26 protein-coding genes are annotated in these 21,901 nt (G+C 36.8%); 4 read left to right on the forward strand and 22 right to left on the reverse strand.

What is annotated here, in order from left to right:
- Positions 1–14 precede the first annotated feature (14 nt).
- The 5 genes from ftsL to MHH64_RS15745 form a co-directional block, all read right to left on the reverse strand.
- Positions 15–395, reverse strand: coding sequence for a cell division protein FtsL (gene ftsL / locus MHH64_RS15725; protein ID WP_095308493.1), 381 nt, complete (start codon positions 393–395; stop codon positions 15–17).
- On the reverse strand, positions 395–1,372 hold the full coding sequence (gene rsmH / locus MHH64_RS15730) for a 16S rRNA (cytosine(1402)-N(4))-methyltransferase RsmH (RefSeq protein ID WP_340002007.1): 978 nt from the start codon (positions 1,370–1,372) through the stop codon (positions 395–397). The genes ftsL and rsmH overlap by 1 nt, the downstream gene beginning before the upstream one ends.
- Positions 1,373–1,482: 110 nt before the next feature.
- A complete protein-coding gene (gene mraZ, locus MHH64_RS15735; RefSeq protein WP_095308491.1) occupies positions 1,483–1,914 on the reverse strand; it encodes a division/cell wall cluster transcriptional repressor MraZ in 432 nt (143 codons plus the stop codon).
- 210 nt (positions 1,915–2,124) lie between these two features.
- Complete coding sequence (gene bshC, locus MHH64_RS15740; protein WP_095308490.1) at positions 2,125–3,744, reverse strand: bacillithiol biosynthesis cysteine-adding enzyme BshC; 1,620 nt, start codon at positions 3,742–3,744, stop codon at positions 2,125–2,127.
- Positions 3,745–3,837: 93 nt separating this feature from the next.
- Positions 3,838–4,218, reverse strand: a complete 381-nt coding sequence (locus MHH64_RS15745) for a DUF3397 domain-containing protein (protein ID WP_118888967.1) — start codon at positions 4,216–4,218, stop codon at positions 3,838–3,840.
- Between the two features lie 281 nt (positions 4,219–4,499).
- Between MHH64_RS15745 and MHH64_RS15750 the strand changes: the two genes are divergently transcribed.
- Positions 4,500–4,985 carry an N-acetyltransferase gene (locus MHH64_RS15750; RefSeq protein ID WP_095308487.1) on the forward strand — a complete coding sequence of 162 codons (486 nt, stop codon included), beginning with the start codon at positions 4,500–4,502 and terminating at the stop codon, positions 4,983–4,985.
- Between the two features lie 100 nt (positions 4,986–5,085).
- Here MHH64_RS15750 and MHH64_RS15755 read toward each other — a convergent pair whose 3' ends face one another.
- The 3 genes from MHH64_RS15755 to MHH64_RS15765 all read right to left on the reverse strand — a co-directional run bounded on the left by MHH64_RS15755 (position 5,086) and on the right by MHH64_RS15765 (position 6,724).
- The gene (locus tag MHH64_RS15755; protein WP_095308486.1) at positions 5,086–5,571 is read right to left on the reverse strand and encodes an RsfA family transcriptional regulator; all 486 of its coding nucleotides are present in this window, start codon (positions 5,569–5,571) and stop codon (positions 5,086–5,088) included.
- Positions 5,572–5,975: 404 nt separating this feature from the next.
- A complete protein-coding gene (gene rpmF / locus MHH64_RS15760) occupies positions 5,976–6,149 on the reverse strand; it encodes a 50S ribosomal protein L32 (protein WP_095308485.1) in 174 nt (57 codons plus the stop codon).
- A 44-nt stretch (positions 6,150–6,193) separates the two neighbouring features.
- Positions 6,194–6,724 (reverse strand): YceD family protein, encoded by a 531-nt coding sequence (locus MHH64_RS15765; protein WP_095308484.1) that lies wholly within the window; start codon positions 6,722–6,724, stop codon positions 6,194–6,196.
- 183 nt (positions 6,725–6,907) lie between these two features.
- Here MHH64_RS15765 and MHH64_RS15770 point away from each other — a divergent pair, with 183 nt between their 5' ends.
- Positions 6,908–8,119 carry a nucleotidyltransferase gene (locus tag MHH64_RS15770; RefSeq protein ID WP_095308483.1) on the forward strand — a complete coding sequence of 404 codons (1,212 nt, stop codon included), beginning with the start codon at positions 6,908–6,910 and terminating at the stop codon, positions 8,117–8,119.
- 112 nt (positions 8,120–8,231) lie between these two features.
- Here MHH64_RS15770 and MHH64_RS15775 read toward each other — a convergent pair whose 3' ends face one another.
- Complete coding sequence (locus tag MHH64_RS15775; RefSeq protein WP_095308481.1) at positions 8,232–9,251, reverse strand: SepM family pheromone-processing serine protease; 1,020 nt, start codon at positions 9,249–9,251, stop codon at positions 8,232–8,234.
- Positions 9,252–9,440: 189 nt separating this feature from the next.
- Here MHH64_RS15775 and ylbJ point away from each other — a divergent pair, with 189 nt between their 5' ends.
- A complete protein-coding gene (gene ylbJ / locus MHH64_RS15780; protein ID WP_095308480.1) occupies positions 9,441–10,652 on the forward strand; it encodes a sporulation integral membrane protein YlbJ in 1,212 nt (403 codons plus the stop codon).
- A 66-nt stretch (positions 10,653–10,718) separates the two neighbouring features.
- Here ylbJ and coaD read toward each other — a convergent pair whose 3' ends face one another.
- The 7 genes from coaD to MHH64_RS15815 form a co-directional block, all read right to left on the reverse strand.
- Complete coding sequence (coaD, locus tag MHH64_RS15785) at positions 10,719–11,204, reverse strand: pantetheine-phosphate adenylyltransferase (protein WP_095308479.1); 486 nt, start codon at positions 11,202–11,204, stop codon at positions 10,719–10,721.
- Between the two features lie 199 nt (positions 11,205–11,403).
- Positions 11,404–11,955: a 16S rRNA (guanine(966)-N(2))-methyltransferase RsmD gene (gene rsmD, locus MHH64_RS15790; RefSeq protein ID WP_095308478.1), complete on the reverse strand. Its 552-nt coding sequence runs from the start codon at positions 11,953–11,955 to the stop codon at positions 11,404–11,406.
- A gap of 362 nt (positions 11,956–12,317) precedes the next feature.
- Positions 12,318–12,593, reverse strand: a complete 276-nt coding sequence (locus MHH64_RS15795) for a DUF2129 domain-containing protein (RefSeq protein ID WP_095308477.1) — start codon at positions 12,591–12,593, stop codon at positions 12,318–12,320.
- Positions 12,594–12,691: 98 nt separating this feature from the next.
- A complete protein-coding gene (locus MHH64_RS15800) occupies positions 12,692–13,129 on the reverse strand; it encodes a YlbF family regulator (RefSeq protein WP_095308475.1) in 438 nt (145 codons plus the stop codon).
- A gap of 60 nt (positions 13,130–13,189) precedes the next feature.
- Positions 13,190–13,423, reverse strand: a complete 234-nt coding sequence (locus MHH64_RS15805) for a YlbE-like family protein (protein ID WP_095308474.1) — start codon at positions 13,421–13,423, stop codon at positions 13,190–13,192.
- Between the two features lie 11 nt (positions 13,424–13,434).
- Positions 13,435–13,824 (reverse strand): spore coat protein YlbD, encoded by a 390-nt coding sequence (gene ylbD, locus MHH64_RS15810; RefSeq protein ID WP_340002008.1) that lies wholly within the window; start codon positions 13,822–13,824, stop codon positions 13,435–13,437.
- Between the two features lie 435 nt (positions 13,825–14,259).
- A complete protein-coding gene (locus MHH64_RS15815; protein ID WP_340002009.1) occupies positions 14,260–15,333 on the reverse strand; it encodes a CAP domain-containing protein in 1,074 nt (357 codons plus the stop codon).
- 309 nt (positions 15,334–15,642) lie between these two features.
- On the opposite strand from MHH64_RS15815, the gene MHH64_RS15820 reads away from it, so the two are divergent.
- Positions 15,643–16,008: a YugN family protein gene (locus tag MHH64_RS15820; RefSeq protein WP_095308471.1), complete on the forward strand. Its 366-nt coding sequence runs from the start codon at positions 15,643–15,645 to the stop codon at positions 16,006–16,008.
- A 71-nt stretch (positions 16,009–16,079) separates the two neighbouring features.
- Here MHH64_RS15820 and MHH64_RS15825 read toward each other — a convergent pair whose 3' ends face one another.
- From MHH64_RS15825 to coxB, 6 genes are all read right to left on the reverse strand, one after another.
- Positions 16,080–16,535 (reverse strand): DUF420 domain-containing protein, encoded by a 456-nt coding sequence (locus MHH64_RS15825; protein WP_095308470.1) that lies wholly within the window; start codon positions 16,533–16,535, stop codon positions 16,080–16,082.
- Between the two features lie 90 nt (positions 16,536–16,625).
- A complete protein-coding gene (ctaG, locus tag MHH64_RS15830; RefSeq protein ID WP_095308469.1) occupies positions 16,626–17,522 on the reverse strand; it encodes a cytochrome c oxidase assembly factor CtaG in 897 nt (298 codons plus the stop codon).
- Between the two features lie 474 nt (positions 17,523–17,996).
- Positions 17,997–18,317, reverse strand: a complete 321-nt coding sequence (ctaF, locus tag MHH64_RS15835) for a cytochrome c oxidase subunit IVB (protein ID WP_095308467.1) — start codon at positions 18,315–18,317, stop codon at positions 17,997–17,999.
- Between the two features lie 3 nt (positions 18,318–18,320).
- A complete protein-coding gene (locus MHH64_RS15840; RefSeq protein ID WP_095308466.1) occupies positions 18,321–18,944 on the reverse strand; it encodes a cytochrome (ubi)quinol oxidase subunit III in 624 nt (207 codons plus the stop codon).
- 1 nt (position 18,945) lies between these two features.
- A complete protein-coding gene (gene ctaD, locus MHH64_RS15845) occupies positions 18,946–20,799 on the reverse strand; it encodes a cytochrome c oxidase subunit I (RefSeq protein ID WP_095308465.1) in 1,854 nt (617 codons plus the stop codon).
- A gap of 45 nt (positions 20,800–20,844) precedes the next feature.
- The gene (gene coxB / locus MHH64_RS15850; RefSeq protein ID WP_095308464.1) at positions 20,845–21,897 is read right to left on the reverse strand and encodes a cytochrome c oxidase subunit II; all 1,053 of its coding nucleotides are present in this window, start codon (positions 21,895–21,897) and stop codon (positions 20,845–20,847) included.
- Positions 21,898–21,901: the final 4 nt, after the last annotated feature.

Raw genomic sequence — 21,901 nt, forward strand, 5'->3', positions numbered from 1 at the left:
GTCAAGCCCCTTGCTTAGTTGTTAAACGTCTGCGCTTGCTTTACTTCCGCATTTTGGATTTTCAATCCATTTTTGTCTGCAATCTCGATAATTCGTTCCGGTCTTGACAATTCCTTCACTTCAAACATGAGACCATCATTTGTTACCTGTTGCGTATTAACGGTTTGTTCAAGCTGCTGAAGTTCCCTATTTATTGTATCAGTTGTCGAAGAAAATGACACCATATAAATACCGGAAATGACGAGACACGCCCCAATAAAGGAGTATATAACTTTCTCACCTTTAGTTATCCATCCATTATTTTTTACTTTAACAGAAACTTTCTTTTCTTTTTCTGTGTTTGGAGTATACTGTGGATTGATTTGCTGCCAATTACGGGCTCCGTTAGCACTCATTATTTCTTCCACCCTTCTTCATAAGTAAATTCATTTCTCCATTCAGTTACTTTCTCAACAACACGTAATTTTGCCGAACGCGATCTTCGATTTTCATCTAATTCATAATCCCCTGGCATAACTGGTTTTCTTGTAATTAATTTAAATGGCGCTTGATGTTCTGCTGGAATTATTGGTAAATTCCTTGGTGTATCCTTTTCCGTGCTCCATTTCTTAAATGCTTGTTTACAAAGTCTATCTTCAAGCGAATGGAAAGTAATAACCGCAATTCTGCCTTCTACACCCACCATTTTTGCAGCTTGGTGCAGTGCATCATTAAATGCCGCCAATTCATCATTTACTGCGATACGCAACGCTTGGAAAATCCGCTTTGCAGGATGTCCACCTTTACGTCTTGCTGCTGCGGGGATACCTTCTTTAATAATTTCTACCAATTGATGAGTTGTTCTTATTTCCTCTTTCTCACGGTAGGCCTCAATTTTCCTTGCAATTTGTTTTGAAAATTTCTCTTCTCCGTAATTGAAAAAAATAGAGACCAACTGACTATAAGACCACGTATTAACAATTTCATAAGCTGTCAGCTCTTCTGTCTGATTCATACGCATATCCAGCTCGGCATCGAGATGATAGCTGAATCCTCTTTCCCCTCTATCTAGCTGGGGTGAGGAAACACCAAGGTCAAATAAAATTCCATCTACATACGTTATTTGTCTGTTTGTCAGTTCCTTTTCCAATCCTCGAAAATTGGAATGAACAAACAATATTCTATCCTCATATGCTTTCAACCTTGATTTCGCAGCTTCTAAGGCATCAAGATCCTGGTCAAATGCAATTAGTAATCCATCTTCACTCAGTCTCTTGGCGATTTCTAGCGAGTGACCACCACCACCTACCGTACAATCTACATATGTACCGTTCGGATTAATCGCCAATCCCTTTATCGTTTCTTCTCTTAAAACACTATAATGTTCAAACATACTTACACCCACTTTATTGATTTACGACTAATGTCCAGCCGCTCTGTGAAAAAGCTTTTCCAAGAAGATTACGTCCAGCTCCAGCGCCCTGCGCCTAAGCTTTCGTATTATTAAAGATCAAAATCCATTAGATTTTCGGCAATCTCTCCAAAGGATTCCTCAGAATCTGTAACATATTCTTCCCAGCTGTCACTTGCCCAGAACTCTACACGGTTTGATACGCCGATAACGTTACAATCTTTTTCCAGGTTTGCATACTTGCGAAGCGTTGGAGGAATATTTATTCTTCCCTGCTTATCCACTTCACATTCAACAGCTCCGGAAAAGAAAAAACGAGTAAACGCTCTGGCATCCTTTTTAGTAAGTGGGAGTTTCTTTAATTTTTCTTCTAAAATTTTCCATTCTTCCATAGGGTATGCGAATAGACACTTATCCAATCCGCGCGTCACCACGAAGCTAGCTCCGAGATTTTCACGAAACTTGGAAGGGACAATAATTCTACCTTTTGTATCAATGCTATGTAGGTATTCGCCCATGAACATCTAGTCCGCCCCACTTTCATATTTTTTATATTACCACATCCCTCCACTATCCTCCACTTTATTTAATAAAAAATATCTACCTCTTATTAAAATAGGTCTTTTTTACCAGATAAAAACAATAAGAAAAAGCTGTCATATCAACGTTTGACAGCTTCTTCTTATTGTTTTATAAAATGGTGGGGGATAGTGGTGAAAGTTTCCCTAAAACAATTAAATATAAATAATATAATGACCTTTCTCAAAATCATAAGGTCGATATGTTAGCTCTGAAATAAACTCTATCCCATAGGTATTGATCCATGGCAACGGATTCCAAACCCGTTCCTGTAATCCCCCCTGCGGGTGTAACGTCCTTTCTATTTCATCAAAGGTTCGTAATTCTTTTTCATACTTTTCTTCTAAAACTTTCACGATCCGTTCTGTTAAAAAGTCAATATCGCGATATAGATATTCTAAGTTCTTTTCACTCAAATCGCCAATATCAGCTCGAATACTCTTAGCTAATTTCCTTAGCGGCTGATGCGCTGTCTCAATAACTTCCTTCATTTGAATGGATAAATCTTCAACTGGAGGATTACTTTTTGATTGCAGCCATTTTTCCTTTGTAACGCGAACACCTTTATTGATAGCATCAGCTATATCAATATCAAATTTTTCCAATGCTTTCTTCACTTTGTCTTCAACAATAGTGAACGAAAGTCTAGGAACAACTGGCGGCATTTTGATATTCAAAGCATGAAATGCAGGTTGTAATGCAGCCCAATAACCAATTTCACCTGGTCCGCCAACAAATGCTAATGTTGGAAATAGTAACTCCTGCATCAATGGGCGGGTTACCACATTATTACTTAACCGTTCTGGGTAGTTTTCAGCAATAGAAATTAATTCATTTGTTTGAAAACACACTTCATTCTGTTTTCCAACCCATTCCCCTTCATCATTTCTAAAAAGGAGTATTCGTTCCTGATCTTTATGGTAAAACAAATGGCCGACCGCCTCACTTAGCTCTAAAGATATAGCATATCCATCTTTAGCAAGTCGTTCAGAAGCATTAAACACCTCCAAACTGATCTCCTCCTGATGCCTTATCATTTTCTTGAAATGTTCTGTTTCCAGCTGTCTTGTCTTAGCACTGCCAGAATCAACAACGACAAGTCCATCTTCATTAAATAGATGAAAAATCACTCGAGCAAAAAAGTCTGTATAGGTGTCTGATAACTCAATAGCTTCATGAATAGTAGCATAAATTCGTTTCGTAAACTTGGTCTCTTTCAACTGCTCAAACAATTCATCTACCCATTCAACGAGAGCGGATCGATTAATGGATATATTCGATACAGAGCGTTTATCCATTAAACGATGACGGATTTTATATTTTTTCATATTGTTGGCATCAGGTAAATAAACATGATTAATTTCTTCAAAATCATGATCTTCCCCAGCAATCCAGAAAACAGGAATTACCGGAATCCCTAACTTTTCCTCCTGCTGCCCGGCGAGTTGGATAATAGAGACAATCTTATTTATTGTGTACATTGGTCCTGTTAAGAGGCCCGCCTGTTGTCCTCCTATCACCACAACACTATCCGTTTCTTTTAACCTTTCAATATTATTCAAAGTTGACGCTGGTGCGCCCCACTCCTTATTCATCGTAAATAATACATCCGTTAACTGTTTCCGCTCAAAAGTACGTTCATGTAGATCTCTGACTCGCTGATAGTAATTATCATGAGGTAGATAATCAAAGAAATCCATAATAGTACCTGCATTATTACGGTAATCCGTTATCAGCTGACTTTGAGTCTTCAGTTGTATAGGGTTGATTCGCATGGATTCCGTTCTCCTTCTATATATCATTATGTACAAATTGTATTGTACATAAAAACTGCATCCATTTCACCTAATCTGTTTATACTTCATCATTTAACCTATTAACCGCTGGATGACCCCGATAAATGTTAGTAATATGTACATTGTAAAATACAACAAGAAAGCCAATCGCCATATGATCTTTATCGCCTTCCGAAAAACTATCTCAGTCTGGCTTTTCCATTGGAATATAATTACACTCCCAAGAGCAATCAAAAATAAAACAACCATCCAGCCAGCAAAGCTGCTTCCAACAATTAGTTTTAGCATAATCGAGACTGCGATAATATAAAAACAAGTTGTCCAATTAACAGCTTGATGCAAGGCTCGCAATTTGTTTCCATGTTTTTTTATGGAAATTATATAAATGAGTATAGTTGCAACAAGTGGAATTGTAATAAAAAACGCAATACTATAAATGAAATAATCAAGCATGTGCTTTTGTTTTCTCCTTTTCTATTATCCTTCAATTATTTTAAATACCATCCCAATAAACTTATTTTTTATTGTAACAGATAAGCATACAAGATGGATTAAAATTTCTAGTTATTTTGTGATTATACATTCATAGGTTTACAATTTATTTAAAAATTATCATTTTTGTATTATACTGTATTTATACAGACACTTGACTCACATGAGGTAAACGCTTCCGCAATGTTCCAGGTAGGAACATTGGGAAAATAGGTACTAACTTTAGATAGGGGAGAAAGCTAATGGATCATTTAAAAGTCGAAAATCTTTTAGTCAATTATAAGACACTCGAAAAATTTAAGCGATTTAAAGAATATGGAAATCAAGAATTAACGATGATGGAAGACTTACAAAATAACATCATTGAAAACGATAGTAAGTCTCCATTTTTTGGAATTTACTATGGTGATAATCTAATTGCAAGAATGAGTTTATACGAGGTTAATAAAAAATACGATTATTACTTTTCACCACAACAGGACTATTTAACAATATGGAAGCTTGAAGTTCTACCAGATTACCAAGGTAGAGGGATTGGAAAATTAATGGTTGATTTTGCAAAAGAGTCTAAACTACCGATCAAAACAAGTCCACGGATAAATTCCCATGGTTTCTGGGAAAAGATGGGATTTGTAAAAGCCCATTATGAAATGGAAAGAGATTTAGGAGAAAACCCACTAATCTGGCTTCCTGAAGGTGTTCAAGAAAAGGAAATCAACCCCAATTAATGAAAAGCAAGACCTGAATGGATCGGCTCCATTCAGGTTTTTTTTACTATTTATGAAAGTATAATTAGATCATGGTTTCACTTTCTACATTCATCTTGAATTAATTTTGCTTACTTTCTCTTACCCAAGTCCATAGCTTATTCATTTCCTGCCATGCGTTATCATAACGTGATAATTGATTTTTCAGCTTTTCGTTTTCTTTTTCTATATCCTTTAATTTTTGTTGATACGTTTTGTCTAATTCCGCTTTCTCAGCATCTTCAAAATTAGTTTTCATTTTCTCGAGTAAAAGTATAGCAGACTCTATCGTATATCGTTCTGCAGATTCATTATGATTAGCACTAGGCGTCCCTTTCCTTAACCCGCTTTTTCGTTCTTCTTTAGCCAACTGAATGGCATTTTGATATTGTTTGCGAATAGTAGCATTCCAGCGGAATCCACATGCTGCTGATGTACGAGAAAGCTGGGCTGCAACCTCTTTAAATGCTTCGAGCTGCGTTCTACCTTCTCGAATAAAGCGTAATACTGTTTCAGCAAGGATAATATCCTCATCCTTTGTCCATGCATCCTGCCTTGTATCGTTCATAACACCCCTCCTAACACGTTTGCTATCAATGTATGCAAAAAATAGGGGTACTAGAATAGGATTCTTGTTTCAAACTGAAAATTTTTCACAGCAAGCACATTCCATCAGAACAACTCCTGCTAAAAATTGTAGTCTTTTTTTATACAATAATATAAATTACGAACTAACTTCTGTTTGTTAAGTTCGAGCAGCTCCCGCCGTCCAGGATCGTTCCGAGCTGTTTAGAGTAACGATAGTATTTCAATCATCTATGTTAGTTATAGGTAGTAAGCCAGTATTAACGAAGAATATATCAGGAGCGGATATACGCTCTAACCAAAATTGCGCATTATGTCGCATATTCCTTCAAAAAAAGAAAAAACAGACCACTTAAAAATGTGATCTGTTTTTTATACATCCTGATATTAGTTGCTCACTACTTCTTTTCCATCATAGTGACCACAAGATTTACAAACATGGTGTGGTTTTGTTAATTCACCACAATTAGAACATTCTACCATGCCAGGTACGTGTAATTTTTTATGAGTACGACGTTGATTTTTAACTTTTTTAGACGTTCTTTGTTTAGGTACTGCCATGACTTACACCTCCTTCAAATGAAAGTAAAACTTGAATGTAATTCTTATTTTTCTTTCTTATTATTTTTAAGCAAAGACTCCAATTTTTTCAAACGGGGATCTATTGTCTTTTCTGTTTTCACTTCTGAAACAAATTCCCAACCATTTCCTTTAGAAGGAGCACCTTCTTCTGGATTTGCTTCTTCGGAAAATACTCGATATGGAACTTCCAATAAAATATTTTCCTTGATAATCGGAGTTAAGTCAAGCACTTCTCCATCTATAAGATGAATATCATGTTCTTCTTCATCGCTGCCATCATAAGAAGAAGTTGAAAACACTTCATTTGCTTTAACTGTAAATGGATATGGTACATCAACCAAGGTTCTAGCGCATGGTAATACCATTTCCCCTTCAATCAGAAAAGAGAAAAAGAATTGATTTCCATGAATGTCTGCTTTCCCATGGACACGAACATCATTGATTTTACGTATATCATTGTTCATTGTTTGTAGTTCATGGACATTCACAAGTTCATCAAACTCAAATGGCTTATCGACAGCATTTTTTCTGATTTGACTTAATGTAAATTTCAATATTATCACCTCTAGGCAACAAGAGTTATTTTAAAAGAAAAATGAGCTTTTGTCAACATTTTTTCTTTACACATATATGTATTCTTCCCGTTAGCAATTTTACTAATCATTATAGCATGGAAGATGCGCGAATGACTATCTTTTGTTACAATATATACCATTAAGCCCATGGGAGTTGAGGAAATGAATGCATGTGGTCTAATCGTAGAATACAATCCATTCCATAATGGTCATGTCTATCATTTGGAGGAAGCTAAAAAAACAACAGCTGCTGACTGTGTAGTTGCCGTGATGAGCGGATCGTTTTTGCAGCGGGGTGAGCCTGCGATAATTGATAAGTTCCACCGTACAAAAGCAGCACTAAATACTGGCATCGATGTTGTGCTCGAACTCCCTTATGTTTACGCTGTACAGCATAGTGATATTTTTGCCGCCGGGGCTGTTAAAACACTCTATGAATTCGGTGTAAACAGTGTTTGTTTCGGAAGTGAATCCGGCTCAATAAATAGCTTTTTATCAAGCTACCATACATTTAAAGCGAAATCATCAATTTTTAATCATACACTAAAATATTATTTAGATGCAGGAAACTCTTTTCCAGAAGCTAGTACATATGCTTATAAAGAGATTGGGCTGACAGATTCGAGTATGGATTTATCAAAACCAAATAATATTCTCGGGTATAGCTATGTAAAAGCAATTATGGAAAACAAGCTACCAATTGAGCCATTAACCATTAAGAGGAAAGCAAATGCATTTCATGATGAAAACATAACTGGCACGATTGCTAGTGCAACAAGCATTCGAAAAGAGCTAATGAAACAACATACATTGACATCTAAGATTACCGATAGCCTTCCAGGGGAAACAGTCAATCAGCTTCAGCAATATGTACTTACGGCTTCTCATTGGCATGATTGGGAGAAATACTTCCCGCTATTACACTATCGAGTAATGACCATGTCGAAAGAAGAGCTCGCAACTATACAAGGTGTTGATGAGGGGATTGAAAATAGAATTAAAGCTACAGCTAAGATAGCTAGTTCCTTTCAAAATTGGGTGGAAGCTATTAAAACGAAGCGTTATACATGGACGAGAATTCAACGAATGTTTGTGCATATTTTAACGAATACAAAAAAAACTGAGATTGAGATGATCTCACAAGACTCCTCCGTACCGTATGTTCGTGTAATCGGGTTAACCAATAATGGGAGGAATTATTTAAATCAACAAAAGAAGCAAATGAATGTTCCAATCGTGTCAAGCATAGGTAGAAATCAACATAATATATTATCTATCGAAGAGAAAGTAAGTAATACCTATTACAGCATTCTGCCACCCAAAAGCAGACAAAAGCTGTTTAAACAGGAGCTGCAAGCACCTATCATACTTTAATGAAAATACAATCAGCGGTAATGAAACAAAAATAGATCTTTTGCAAGATCTATTTTTGTTTAGCTATTCTTAAAATCATTCTCAGTTTACTTCGATTTGTTTCATAACCAGGTTATTCTTTCATTTCCTCTAAAAAACGTAATGCATCTTCAAAAGTATCGACAGGGATAACTTGCATATCAGTTCCGATTTCTTCTGCTGTTTTCTTTGCAATTTCATAATTAGAGTTCGCTGCTCCATTTTCATTCGGTGCAAAGAAGATATCGATTCCCTCTTTATCTGCAGCGACTATTTTCTTATCAATCCCACCAATCCGGAGTACATTACCATCATAATCGATTTCTCCAGTACCAGCGATTTCATGCCCTTTTGTAATATCTTCTTCTGTTAATTGGTCATAAATCTCCAGCGTGAACATTAATCCTGCACTCGGTCCACCAATATTTCCACTTGTAAACTGAATATCGCGGTCAACTGTTACATCGCGATCCGTAACAAGACTAATTCCAATTCCCACTCGATTGTCTAAGTCACTGAATTCCTCAAGCATGATCTCAGCCTCCATCGCCTCTTCCTCACGAACAAATTCGATTAGAACAGTATCTCCAGATTTTTTATCATCTACATACTGAATTAAGTCTGCTGATTCGCGAACTTCCTGACCGTCAATTCCAATAATACGGTCACCTGTTTCAAGCTTTCCTTCTGCTGGCATACCATCAACAACGGAAACAACATAGACACCTTGATAATCGATTGTTATTTCTTCACCAGCAGCTTCATAGGCTACTACTGTTGCAGCCTCCTGCGAGCTCTCCATTACCTGCAGCTGAGCATGCATATAATCATCTTGTGAAATTCCCTCAGGAAAAACTTGATCCAATGGTAAAATATCATGATACGAGAATATTTTTGCCAGTACATACTGAATCGGTGTTGCTTGGAGGCCACTTACCGTCACAAGGTGCATGTCTCCTTCACTCTCAAAACCATCCGCAACCTCGACAATAGGATTCAACGCATTCGCTCCACCGGGTTTTTGAATATAGTATGGTAATTGATATGTACCAAGAAAGTAAACAAGAGCAATTATGATAATAAAAAATAATATATTTCTTTTTGTCATTCTCATTGCAGCTTAAAGCCCCTTTCTTCCTTCCAAACATTTCTTTAACATGTCTATGGAATATTTATCTGATGTATGAGCGTATATTGTATAGACCCGTACTTTTCCAACGATGTTTTAGTACAAGCTAGAATAATTCTACTACTAACGAAATAAGTTGTACAGAGCTAGGTTCATTTCGTAGGAGGCTTTCGATTGGGACAATTACTTAAAACCTTTATCTATTCAAGTTTTTCAATTTTTTTGACTATTGCTTTAATCCGCTTTCCTGATCAATCATTGGAAGCAGGCATTCGTGGATTAAATATGTGGTGGGAAGTAGTATTTCCTTCCCTGCTACCATTTTTTATTACAGCTGAATTATTGCTAGCATTTGGGGTTGTAAAGTTTTTTGGAATATTATTTGAACCAATTATGCGTCCCTTATTCAACGTTCCTGGTTCTGGAAGCTTTGGCTGGATGATGGGTATGGCAAGCGGCTATCCTACAGGGGCGAAGATAACAGCACGTTTACGTGAAGAGAAGCAATTGTCGAAAATTGAAGCGGAACGACTCGTTTCATTCACTAATAATTCCAGCCCACTATTTATTTTCGGTGCAATTTCCGCTGGTTTTTTCCATGATTTAAAGCTAGGAGCACTTTTAGCAGTATGTCATTATACAAGTAATGCAATGGTTGGAATTTGCATGCGTTTCTATGGAAGAAAGGAAGAAGCAACAGATCGCAAAAAAACGAGCAAACAGAAAGTTTCCCTAATAAAAGCTTTTCGGGAAATGCACGAATCACGTGTAAAAGCGAATAAACCGCTTGGTGAGATTCTTGGCGATGCTGTATTGAATTCCATTAAAACATTGGTCATGGTTGGGGGATTCATCATTCTTTTTTCAGTACTAATAAAACTGTTATTTTTAGTTGGTATTTCATCTGCTATCGCCACAATTTGGGAGCAGCTTTTAATAATCATCGATTTCCCTACGGACTTGGCACTTCCAATTTTTTCAGGTTTATTTGAAATTACTATTGGAGCAAATATGATCTCCCAAACGATGACAGACACCCTTTTACAGCAAGCAATAATTATTAGCTTTATTCTCGGTTTTAACGGGCTTTCGATTCATGCACAAGTAGCTAGTATCCTCGCAAAAACAGATATTCGCTATCTTCCATATTTTTTTGCAAGAATTTTACATGGTTGTTTTGCCGTTATATTAACGATCATTCTCTACAAACCGCTATATTTAGACAGGCAGACAATTGATTTGAATGAAATACCCGTTTCACATCTCGACTTAACAGAAAATATTTGGGTGATAATTCTTTATTATCTGAAAGATGTGGGACCTGTTGTTACCATTGTATGTCTAGCACTATCTGTGTTTATTCTCTATCGGAGAAGTTTCAAATAATGCTTCATGAATATAAAAACCAGCTCCTAAAAAGCAGATGCTTACGGAGCTGGTTTTTCTCTTTTTTTAAATATGATTATATTTTTCCTTCAGTGCTTGCTCTACAAATTCAGGTACTAGTCCGCTAATATTCCCATTATACTTAGCTATTTCCTTTACCATGCTTGAGCTAAGGAAAGAGTACTGATTATTCGTCATCATGAAGAATGTTTCAATATTTTCATTTAGCTTCCTATTCATGGATGTAATTTGCATTTCATATTCAAAATCACTCACGGCACGAAGCCCGCGGATAACAGCATGTGCATTTTTCTCCTGCGCGTAATCCATTAGCAGATGGTCTGAAGCATCTACGGTGACATTTGGAATGTCCTTGATGGATTCCTTTAATAAATGAATTCTTTCTTCTACCGTGAAGAGTGGTGATTTAGCTTGATTATTAAATACAGCTACAATAACTTGATCAAATACCTTCGCTCCTCGGCTAATAATATCCAAATGTCCATTTGTAATCGGATCAAAGGTGCCTGGACAAATTGCTAACTTTCCCATCGATAACTTCCTTCCTATTTCGATTTATAAAGTGGATTAATTCTTAGATTTCCTTTTCTCCAAGGAATGCTAGTACCACAAGGATATGAACCAAGATCCTGAACATAATCAGGAAAGTATGAGATGTTGGCATCAATAGGTATATGAAACAAGATCCCTCTCGATACTCAGATTTCCGGGATAGGTTACTACAGCCCATTTATGTGCGATAAATTGTTATTCCAATCGTGCCTCCATAATTTTCTTGCTTCACCAAACTTAAACCCGTCTGTTCATTTGGGAGTTTCTCTGTTGGATCATGTTCACAATAAATTGTACCACCAGTATTAAGTAAGTCCAGCTCCATCATTTCGTCTATAAGTTTTACATAATCCACTTTTCCATACGGTGGATCCATTAAAATAAGATCAAATTTTAACTCTCTTTTAGCTGCTGCTTTAATTGCACGATGTGCATCTGCTCGAAATACTTCAGCATATTGATCCAATTTCAATGTTTGGATATTTTCTTGAATCGTATGTATTGCCTTTGGATGCTTATCAACAAATATACCATAATCCATTCCACGGCTTAGCGCTTCAATTCCGAGCGATCCACTACCTGCAAACAAATCAAGTACCCTCCCACCCTCGAAAAAAGGACCTATCATTTGAAATACAGCTTCTTTCACTTTATCCGTTGTTGGTCGCGTTGATTTGCCTGGAACCGCTTTTAATTGCCTGCCTTTAAAATCACCTGCAATAACTCGCATGAATTCACCTCAATTTGATGCTATTCGACATATATCCTACCATAAAATAAAACATTAGAAAACAATGATCTCATAAGTGGTCAAGTTCATCTGATGATAATAAATGTATATAATTAATTTCATGGTACATACTAGCATTATGAACAACTAGTTATTAGCTTGGTTGTTTCAAACGGAGTAGACTTACACTTCCCCATAAGTTCTTGCTCCGGTTTCTCCTCTCCCTTTGCCTTTTTGTTTTTCAGGACGAAAAACAAAGGGACCTGCAGAAATATCTTCTGCAGGTTTTTCTTTTTATATTACGTTGGCTTCAAAACATCAAAAAAGCCTTGCTAGGAAATAATTATTCCAAGAAGGCTTATTTAGATTCCCATCTTATAATCATATTGTTTTGCTTTGTCCGGTTTCGCATTTTCATAATCTGTACGGACAAATGGTTTATACGATCTTTCTATCTTTGAAACAAATGGTTGCTTTAATATTTTCGCTTCTACTTTTTCCATCTCATCCTGGTTAATATAAATTACAGCATATTTTAATCGTTTGGAAGCATATACCAAATTCCCATATCGCTTTAGTTGCTTAATATTCTTCATATGCTGAAACCAGACAACAATACCTTGTCTATTTGTCCTCACTCGAAAACCCCACTATCCGCTTAGTTCTGAATTTGATCATTTATGCTATATTTTTGTCCGCCCTTAGGGGTTAATAACCTAAGGACGAACATAATTGGCTAAGAAGCACACCCACATGCTCCACCACTGCCACAACCACAGCCACTATCTGTAAGTGCAGCACCATCTTTTGGAGCTTTAATTTGCTTGCTAACACTCTCAGCAACATACTGGCTAATTTCATCCAATAAGATCTGGAGATTCCGCTCAGCCATTTTAAATGCTGCTACTTTATCATGCATATCCATTTCTCTTTTTACAACACGGATATTTTTCATGATATCATAGTAATCTGGGTGATAGCGACCAAACCGCTGGACATCCTCGTATTGGTCCTTCATATCTAAAAAAGCCTTTATCAGCTTTTGAGCATCCTCATCCTCATGAAGTGCAGCACGGGTTTGCTTATAGGCTTCCATCGTATCAGACGCCATAACCATTTTGCCAAGTTGCTCAGAACGGTCAAGTATATCCACATATTCCAATGTAGCTATCATTATTACACCCCCACTACTATATAGTATCATTTAATTGGACAGTTGAAAATAAAATAGATTCTAATCTTTCATTGCTTTTGCAACTTCAGTCAACATACTAATCATTTGTATACGATCATTTAGTGTACTTATTTGCTGTGGCAGTGTCTTACCATAGAAAATTTTAGCTTCCTTTTCCATCTCTTTTATTCTTTCTGGTTCCCTTGATAAATAACGGTACCATACTGGATTATATCGCACAAAGGTCGCTAACTTTGGATTTGCTTTTAAATACTGGATACTTTGTTGATCCATTAAAAGTCACCTCAGTCTTGGACCCATTTAAATGAATCCTTTTCGGGCTGATTATTTTTCTGTGTCTTTTTAAATTGCGAAACCATTTCTTGGATAGCTGTAACTGCTTTACTTAACTGCTCAACTTGACCTTGCATTTTATTCACATCCAAATTAGATGTATATTTCATTAGCTGACTGACGAGCTCCGTATTTTTTACACTTTCCTTTTCTTCGTTCACATTTTCTTCATGCTTATCCACTTTATATTTATCCCAATACGAATCATCTTCCCCTAACAATGCCCACTTTTCATAATACTCCTGCCACGATCTGCCACTTTTTCTAATTTCCTTTATTAGGGCTGGATGCGAATTGATAAAGCTTTTAAAAGAAACTACCGACGGATGTAAATCTTCCATGTGATCACCCCTTGCAAAATAAATAGTCATTTGTACTAACTAATTTATGCACAGGTCACTCATATGTGAAAATGTAAAACAAAAACTGTACGGATTATATATAAACTGCGAACTAACTTACTAGCTGTTTTCTTCAAGTTCGTGCAATAATCGCCATCCGGGATCGCTCCGGGCGGATGCTTTCCGTGGGCACGGCTTCAGCCTCTTCGGAAGAAAATCACTTCCGATGAGTCTTCAGACACGTGCTGTTCCCACTGGAGTCACCGCCCTACGCTCACCCGACTGGTTAGAGCAACGTTTCTGTTTCGATATACTATACTAGTAGTCAGCGAGCGGGTATACGCACAACCCATAATTGCACATTACTCCGCAGTTTCTTTCAACTATTATATATGTTGATTTCTTGTTCATGTTGACAGGTTATAAAAGCTGTAATTATAATGGTTTACCGAGAAAATTCTGCGTGTAATAAAGCCGATGCACACCGACACCGATGTGGGTATAATCATTGCTTAACAAAGCTTCACGGTGCCCTTCGCTATTTAACCACCCTTCCATCGCCGCTGGTGCATCTGGATATTGAGCAGCAATATTTTCTCCAGCTGCAGTATAAAAAACTTCTCCTGCTTCTAACCGTTCTTTTAGTCCATCCCCATTTAAACTATAATGTGAAAAATAATTATTTTCTTCCATGTCTTTACTATGAAGAAATGCTACATTGCTTACACTTTCTTCCCAATCTAACTTATCCTTGCCATGCCGATGCCTTATTATATTGGTAATATCATAAATTTGTTGCTCCATTCCCTTTTCAATCTCTTCCCATTCATCTTCCGTAAAGATCGGATCGTCTGGGAGCTTCCCTCTATACTCAATTTCATATGGACGTTGCTTTAATATTGTATCTGCAGTTAAAACTCGAAGTGATGATAGCTTATCAGTGAATGTATCAAAGTAAAGCTGAATAAATGTGTTATCATTTAATTTTACAAGTGGTCTTACTTGTATATCCTCCTTCGAAATTCTAAATTTATAAGATGATACTCCATTATTATATGAAACTTCTTCCGAAAAGCTGAACTCCTGGTCAACCTCCCCATACGGTTGCCCAATATAAACAGGATTTATATCCAACCCTTCTCCTGTCGCAAAAATGGTTTTAACTACATTATCTTCTACTCCAAATTGTACATACTGGTTCGTCGAATTCGTATAAACCCACCATTCGTAATCATAGGCACTTTTATCAATCCGAACTGGGACGCCAAAGCTCCCTTCAAGCGCTTCACTCGTTTGACCTATCCATTGAAATATATTTCCCTCTAATGGGACGACTGATGTGTCTTCTTCACTCGGAGAAACTTTTGTATCTAATACATGTCGCTTCCCTTTAACAATTTTTGTGACTTGTTGAACCACTTCTTCCGGTGAAGTTTCCGTTCTATCCAAAAAATAAAAAACAGCGATTCCAAGCAACGTTAAAAAAAATAAGCTTTGAATTATTCGCATTGGTGACTCCCCCTTTCTTTATTAGTATCATCTTATACTTCATACTATCGTAACCAGAAGAGAGGACCTATCTAAAACGAAGCGAGGGAAACTCCCATTCGCTTTCTTAGAAGTTGGGTGGTCCAGATGTATCCACTACACATTTCATAGAAAACAGGTGTGGGGGGATTTATATTCTCTTTACCCTATTATTATATTTATTATCGCAATTATATACCTATTCAATAGATAATAATTGGTTTTTAATTGCATATTAAGCGTTTTCGTACTATCATTATACAATGAGGACTAATATATGAGGTGAAAAAAATGAGATTGGAAAATACGGGCATAGAAGATTCAATTGTAGATTTAAGACCTCTAGATCATTTAACTGGTAAACATGCATTTATACGTGCAGGACAATGGGACTATGAGCGAGTTACTTATGATTACAAAATTGGGTCACAAGAAAAGAACGTTACATATTACATTCGTATTCAAGGATATGCTATCGAAGGTGATGTTGATAGAGGAGACGCTGTTATTAAATTATTAACACCACTGCTCGGCAAGCATTACTACCCACATGGTGTCGAATATGGTGAAGCGGAAAATTTCCCAGAAAGTCTAGTGGAAAGAGCACACACACTTGTTGCAAAGGTTGCTGAGGAAATTCAGCATCATAAAAAGTAAAACAATAAATTAAAAGCTTTGTTAAAGCTACAAGAAACCAGCTGTTTAGACCAAACAGCTGGTTTCTTGTACTAAAAGCCCAATATAGCCTTAATCAGACTTGTTGTTTCGCCACCATCATAAATAACATACAATAATAAGTAAACCGCAACACCAGTAATAGCAGTGAAGAACCAAATAATGCTCGTTACAGGTCCTATTTTTTGATGTTTAGCTATATTTCGTTTTAATGCTAATACAATCGTTACAATTCCAAACACTGCACCAGTTGTTGCTAAAATAATATGGAAAATAAGGAAGAGCGTATAATAAATTTTAATATTCTCCGGTCCGCCAAAGCTCGTGTTTCCATCGAAAATTGTTCGAGACATGTAAATAATAAAAAATAGAATCGCACTAAGTGCAGCTAAAAGCATAACCTTCTTATGTGCTTTCTTCTTCCCTTTAACAATTAATATCCATCCAATCGCAACTAGGACTGCGCTTAGAACGATAAAAAAAGTACTTAGCGTTGGTAAAAATGGCATAACTCACGAATCCTTTCTAGATAAAGTGAAACTTTATTCAATATGGTCCACTTGCCTTCATAACATGTGATAAAGTTTTATCCTTCTCTCTTATTCTGCAGACGTTGGAAGTGGGTCAACAGTTTGACTTTCTTTAGAGAACCATCTAAAGAATATCGTTCCTAATACGATTCCATACGTAATTTCTTGCATGATTTTCATAATAATGCCGCCCAGTTGTTGATCCTCCACTGTGCCCATGCTAGTAAACATTTCTGGTCCTGAAAGAGCTGGCGCTAAGCCTTGAAGTACATCACCAGGAACACATAAAGCCAAAGCTTGAAGCCATGAACCGTTTTGTGAATAAGCAGCAAAAAGTGGTTCCGGTGCAAAGATAATCAGCACACAAGCTGGTGTTATTAAAACACTATTTCCAATAATATAAGCCATTTTCATCAACGGATGCAGCTTGTCCATTTCCTTGATCGGAGATAATAACGGGAACCAGACAATAATAGCTGAAATAAACAAAATCAACGATGTCGATGTATGCATAATTTGTGACTCTTTTGCAAGATTGAAAACTACTGGCATATGATAAAAAGAGAATAACACGTTAAATAACAACAATGAAATAAGTGGCTTCGTAAAAAATGTGAACACAGGTTTAATAACCGGCGTATTAACAACCTTTCTCCAAATCCATTCTGGGATTCCTTTTAACAAAAAAATAGGCACAACGAGTAAGTAAATAGCCATTTGAATCATATGTGCTGTTAAGGTAATATGTGAAAGTAAGTCAATAGGTGACCCTTTAACAATATATAACAACACAAGAGAGAGATAAAAGAGAAGTTGTTGCTTACCAGTTGGTTTAGCTTCCCCACCAAATTTATGACGGTAAGCTCCTGTAATGAAATAGTATAAAATAGCAAGACCAACGATAAAAAGAAAATAATAGGGACTCCACAGTGCACGGAAACCAAAAATCTGTAATTCTAACCACATCATTAATCACTCCATATAGTGGATTATCTTTTTATTATAACGTATAAAACAAATAAATTCTTTCGTTATTGTGACAAATTTGTTAGAGAAGTCAGCATTCATTATGGATTCCAAATGAGTCCTCTAATATAGACAGCTAAGCTTAGCTACTTTTCTGCTTAGAAAATTTGCCATTTGTTAAACGAATTCTTATGAGAACGTTTTTTGTAACTAACTATACATGTGCTTCTTACATGCTTTTTATTAATAGCTTAGTTGCACTTATGCAAATAGAGATTGGGACAAAAGCATTGTTATGATATAAAAAATCGAACCTGTTTATTGCAATAACGCGCACTGGAAATATACTTCGCTAAGTTTGTGTATTGTTCTTCTTTACATTAAACACTTTTGTTATATCCCCGTCTTTATCTGCCAAAAAAAGATCGGGATATGTACATCCCGATCTTTTTCTATTCAGATTCCAAAGTTGTCTTACCACCAAATAATGGTTACAAACGTAACTCCAACTAAGAACGTAACCCATATTCCACCGAAAATTAATAACGCTGGAAATTCATGTCCTTTATCTTTCATATGCATGAAGTAATAGAATTGGAACCCAACTTGGACAATTGCCAATATAAGTATTAGCGGGATAACAAACATTGAGCTGATTCCCATGGCAACTGCGAAGAAGGCAATCATTGTAAAGAAAATCATCAATGCGAAAGTAATAATTTGCTTTCGCATCTCTTCTCGATTTTTTTCTTTTTGGTACGAATTAATTTTGTTGGTACTTGTATTTTCCGTCATAAATTAACTCACCATCCCCATTAGATATACTACTGTAAAGATGAATACCCATACAACGTCAATAAAGTGCCAATACAATGCAAATGTATTGAATTTTGGAGCATTATAAAGATTTAATCCTCTTTTAGCATTTCGTACCATTAGCGTAATTAGCCAACTTAGTCCGAAAATAACGTGACCTCCGTGGAAACCAACTAATGTATAGAATGCTGACCCAAATGCTGATGAACGGAATGTAAATCCATAATCATGAATATAGTGTGCAAACTCATAGATCTCACAAGCTAAGAAGCCAATACCTAATAATGCTGTAATTCCTAACCAAAGCATCATCTTTTTAAAATCATTATTCTTCATATGGTAGATAGCATATACACTTGTAAGTGAGCTTGTTAATAACAGAACAGTCATTAAGAATACTAAATCTAATCCGAATAAATCTTGTGATGTTGGACCACCAGCCGTTGAATTTCTTAAAGCTAGGTACGTTCCAAAAAAGCAAGCAAAAAGAACTGTTTCTCCGCCAAGGAAGAACCATAAACCTAGAAATTTATGTTTTCCTTCCATTGTTGCTTTTGAAGGATCTTCTGGCATCGTTTTCGGGTTTAAGGAATGATCATGACTCATCTCAGTCAGCCTCCCTTTCTAGTTCTTCTTTGGAAATATGGAATCCAAGATCATCTTTCAAGGAACGGATTACCATACAACCAATCGCAATAGCCATACCAGCATACAATGCTATTAACCAAGCTTTATGATCAGTTTGATAAATGAAACCGAAAGATGCGATAAAGAAACCAGCTGTCATAATTAAAGGAAGAATAGATCCGTTAGGCATATGAATTTCATCCAATGGCTCTGCAGGAGTCATTTTTCCATTTCCTTCTGTTTTCTCAATCCACAATGGATCAAGGCCTCTTACTAAAGGCATTTGTTTAAAATTATAAAACGGCGGTGGTGAAGGAATTGTCCACTCTAATGTACGAGCATCCCACGGATCTGCAGGTGCTTTTTCACCTTTAACAGCAGTATAAACAATATTAATAAGAAAAACTATTGTTCCAATTGTCATAAAGAAGGCGCCAATCGTACTAATCAAATTCCCAGTATCGAGCCCTTGGTTTTCCAGGAACACCCAATAACGACGTGGCATACCCATTAATCCTAGGAAATGCTGGATGAAAAATGTTAAATGGAATCCAATAAAGAATGTCCAGAAAGCTAATTTACCCATACCTTCATGTAAAATTCTTCCGAACATTTTTGGCCACCAGTAGTGACAAGCTGCAAATAGACCAAACACCACTCCACCAACGATTACATAGTGGAAGTGAGCAACAACGAAGTAGGAATCATGGTACTGATAATCCGCAACGTTTGACCCAAGCATAACCCCTGTCATACCACCAATTGTAAATGAAGGAATAAATGCCAGTGCCCAAAGCATTGCTGAATTAATAACAATACTTCCGCCCCACATCGTAAATAACCAGTTAAATATTTTAATACCTGTTGGAACAGCAATCGCCATCGTTGCAACAGCGAATATGGAGTTAGCTACTGGTCCTAAACCTACTGTAAACATATGGTGTGCCCAAACCATAAATCCTAAAAACGCAATCAAAAAGGTTGCAAATACCATTGCAGAATAACCAAACAATCGCTTCTTAGAGAATGTAGGTAAAACCTCACTAAACACCCCAAATACAGGTAAAATCAGTATATATACTTCTGGGTGACCGAATATCCAGAAAAGGTGCTGCCAAATTACGGAGTTCCCACCAAGAGCTACATCAAAGAACGCAGAACCAAACATACGGTCAAACATTAGTAGGAACAATCCAACAGTTAATGCAGGAAATGCGAACAAGGTTAGGACACTCGTTACAAAAGTAGTCCATGTAAATAATGGCATACGCATATAAGTCATCCCTGGCGCACGCATCGCAACGATGGTCACAAGGAAATTAATACCACTCATTAATGTTCCAGCACCAGATAGCTGTAATCCCATAACATAAAAGTCTGTCCCATGTCCCGGTGACTGAATCGATAATGGTGCATATGCAGTCCACCCTGCATCAGGTGCTCCTCCTAAAAACCAACTACAGTTTAATAGAATACCACCGGAAAAGAACAACCAAAATCCGAGTGCGTTTAAAAATGGAAAAGCAACGTCGCGTGCCCCGATTTGCAGTGGCATGATATAGTTCATAAGACCAAATAATAATGGTGTGGCTGCAAGGAATATCATGGTTGTTCCGTGCATCGTGATCATTTCATTATACAAACCTGCAGTAATAAAATCATTCTCAGGTTTAATTAACTGAATTCGAATTATAAGAGCTTCTAGTCCACCTAGTAGGAAAAAGAATCCACCACCCATTAAGTACAGAATCCCAACTTTTTTGTGGTCAACGGTGGTCAAGTAATCCCATAGTACAGCACTAAAAGCTCTCTTTTGAGTAGCTGCATTACTCAAAGCTTAAACCTCCCTTTTGTGTCTTTCATCCCAATTATATATTTTTTAGTTCCCAGCACTTTCAGGTGTTATTTCTGAAGGTTTTAATTGCAGTAAATATTCAGCAATACTATTTGCCTCTTCTTCTGAAACGCTCGGATATGCACCTGTCATTTTATTTCCAGGCTTAATTGACTCAGGATCCATGATCCAATCAATTAGGTTTTCTTTTGTTGGTTCCAAAATACCAGCAATAGTGGTACGGTCCCCAAAGTTTGTTAAATTAGGTCCAGTTGCAGCAGGTGAAGATCCGATAGCATGACATGCCATACAGTTATTTGCTTCAAACAATTCTTTACCTTCTTGTGCTACAGTATCCTGCGGCTCTTGCTCAGGATCAACAGCTTGCATATCAGATAGCCATTGGTCATATTCTTCCGGACTAACTGCAATTACTTTAAAGTCCATTAATGAGTGCGATGGCCCGCAAAGCTCAGCACATTTCCCCCAGTAAACGCCTTCTTCAAAAGCTTCAATGTACATTGTATTTACGTTTTCAGGACTAACATCCATTTTCCCTGAAATAGATGGTACCCAAAACGAGTGAATAACATCTGAGGACTGCATGTTCAGGTATACTCTCTCACCAGTAGGAATATACAAATCCTGACTTGTTACGATTTCTTCGCCATCGTAATTAAAATGCCACCAATATTGATTCCCTGTAACCTCAATATTGATGTTTTCACTTGCATTGGACGTATCTGCTAAATCAAACGTAGCAATAACAGTTGGTACACCCATAATTAAAACTAGCACTATCGGTATGATTGTCCAAACCGTTTCCAATGTGTGATTCCCTTCTACTTGCTTTGGAATGAAATCTTCCTGCCCTTTCTTTCTTCGGAAACGGACTAAAGCAATAACGTAGATAATCATAACAACGACAAAAACTCCAACCATAATTAATGTTGTGAGAATAATTAAATTCATCGAGCTTTCTGCTCCATACCCTTTTGGCACAAGTGCAGTTAAATTTTCTTTCCCGCACGCGGTCAAAAATAGAGACAACATTGTAAATAGTAATAGTGCCTTAGTTTTTCCCATCCAACCTTTCATGTAT

Source organism: Oceanobacillus sp. FSL K6-0127 (assembly GCF_037983385.1).
In the GTDB taxonomy this organism is placed as follows: Bacteria; Bacillota; Bacilli; order Bacillales; family Amphibacillaceae; genus Oceanobacillus; species Oceanobacillus profundus.

What these genes read in the sequence shown, in the direction of transcription:
- ftsL (WP_095308493.1), bottom strand. Translation starts at nt 395, where the DNA reads ATGAGTGCTAACGGAGCCCGTAATTGGCAGCAAATCAATCCACAGTAT.
- rsmH (WP_340002007.1), bottom strand. Translation starts at nt 1,372, where the DNA reads ATGTTTGAACATTATAGTGTTTTAAGAGAAGAAACGATAAAGGGATTG.
- mraZ (WP_095308491.1), bottom strand. Translation starts at nt 1,914, where the DNA reads ATGTTCATGGGCGAATACCTACATAGCATTGATACAAAAGGTAGAATT.
- bshC (WP_095308490.1), bottom strand. Translation starts at nt 3,744, where the DNA reads ATGCGAATCAACCCTATACAACTGAAGACTCAAAGTCAGCTGATAACG.
- MHH64_RS15745 (WP_118888967.1), bottom strand. Translation starts at nt 4,218, where the DNA reads ATGCTTGATTATTTCATTTATAGTATTGCGTTTTTTATTACAATTCCA.
- MHH64_RS15750 (WP_095308487.1), top strand. Translation starts at nt 4,500, where the DNA reads ATGGATCATTTAAAAGTCGAAAATCTTTTAGTCAATTATAAGACACTC.
- MHH64_RS15755 (WP_095308486.1), bottom strand. Translation starts at nt 5,571, where the DNA reads ATGAACGATACAAGGCAGGATGCATGGACAAAGGATGAGGATATTATC.
- rpmF (WP_095308485.1), bottom strand. Translation starts at nt 6,149, where the DNA reads ATGGCAGTACCTAAACAAAGAACGTCTAAAAAAGTTAAAAATCAACGT.
- MHH64_RS15770 (WP_095308483.1), top strand. Translation starts at nt 6,908, where the DNA reads ATGAATGCATGTGGTCTAATCGTAGAATACAATCCATTCCATAATGGT.
- MHH64_RS15775 (WP_095308481.1), bottom strand. Translation starts at nt 9,251, where the DNA reads ATGAGAATGACAAAAAGAAATATATTATTTTTTATTATCATAATTGCT.
- coaD (WP_095308479.1), bottom strand. Translation starts at nt 11,204, where the DNA reads ATGGGAAAGTTAGCAATTTGTCCAGGCACCTTTGATCCGATTACAAAT.
- rsmD (WP_095308478.1), bottom strand. Translation starts at nt 11,955, where the DNA reads ATGCGAGTTATTGCAGGTGATTTTAAAGGCAGGCAATTAAAAGCGGTT.
- MHH64_RS15800 (WP_095308475.1), bottom strand. Translation starts at nt 13,129, where the DNA reads ATGATAGCTACATTGGAATATGTGGATATACTTGACCGTTCTGAGCAA.
- MHH64_RS15805 (WP_095308474.1), bottom strand. Translation starts at nt 13,423, where the DNA reads ATGGATCAACAAAGTATCCAGTATTTAAAAGCAAATCCAAAGTTAGCG.
- ylbD (WP_340002008.1), bottom strand. Translation starts at nt 13,824, where the DNA reads ATGGAAGATTTACATCCGTCGGTAGTTTCTTTTAAAAGCTTTATCAAT.
- MHH64_RS15815 (WP_340002009.1), bottom strand. Translation starts at nt 15,333, where the DNA reads ATGCGAATAATTCAAAGCTTATTTTTTTTAACGTTGCTTGGAATCGCT.
- MHH64_RS15820 (WP_095308471.1), top strand. Translation starts at nt 15,643, where the DNA reads ATGAGATTGGAAAATACGGGCATAGAAGATTCAATTGTAGATTTAAGA.
- MHH64_RS15825 (WP_095308470.1), bottom strand. Translation starts at nt 16,535, where the DNA reads ATGCCATTTTTACCAACGCTAAGTACTTTTTTTATCGTTCTAAGCGCA.
- ctaG (WP_095308469.1), bottom strand. Translation starts at nt 17,522, where the DNA reads ATGTGGTTAGAATTACAGATTTTTGGTTTCCGTGCACTGTGGAGTCCC.
- ctaF (WP_095308467.1), bottom strand. Translation starts at nt 18,317, where the DNA reads ATGACGGAAAATACAAGTACCAACAAAATTAATTCGTACCAAAAAGAA.
- MHH64_RS15840 (WP_095308466.1), bottom strand. Translation starts at nt 18,944, where the DNA reads ATGAGTCATGATCATTCCTTAAACCCGAAAACGATGCCAGAAGATCCT.
- coxB (WP_095308464.1), bottom strand. Translation starts at nt 21,897, where the DNA reads ATGAAAGGTTGGATGGGAAAAACTAAGGCACTATTACTATTTACAATG.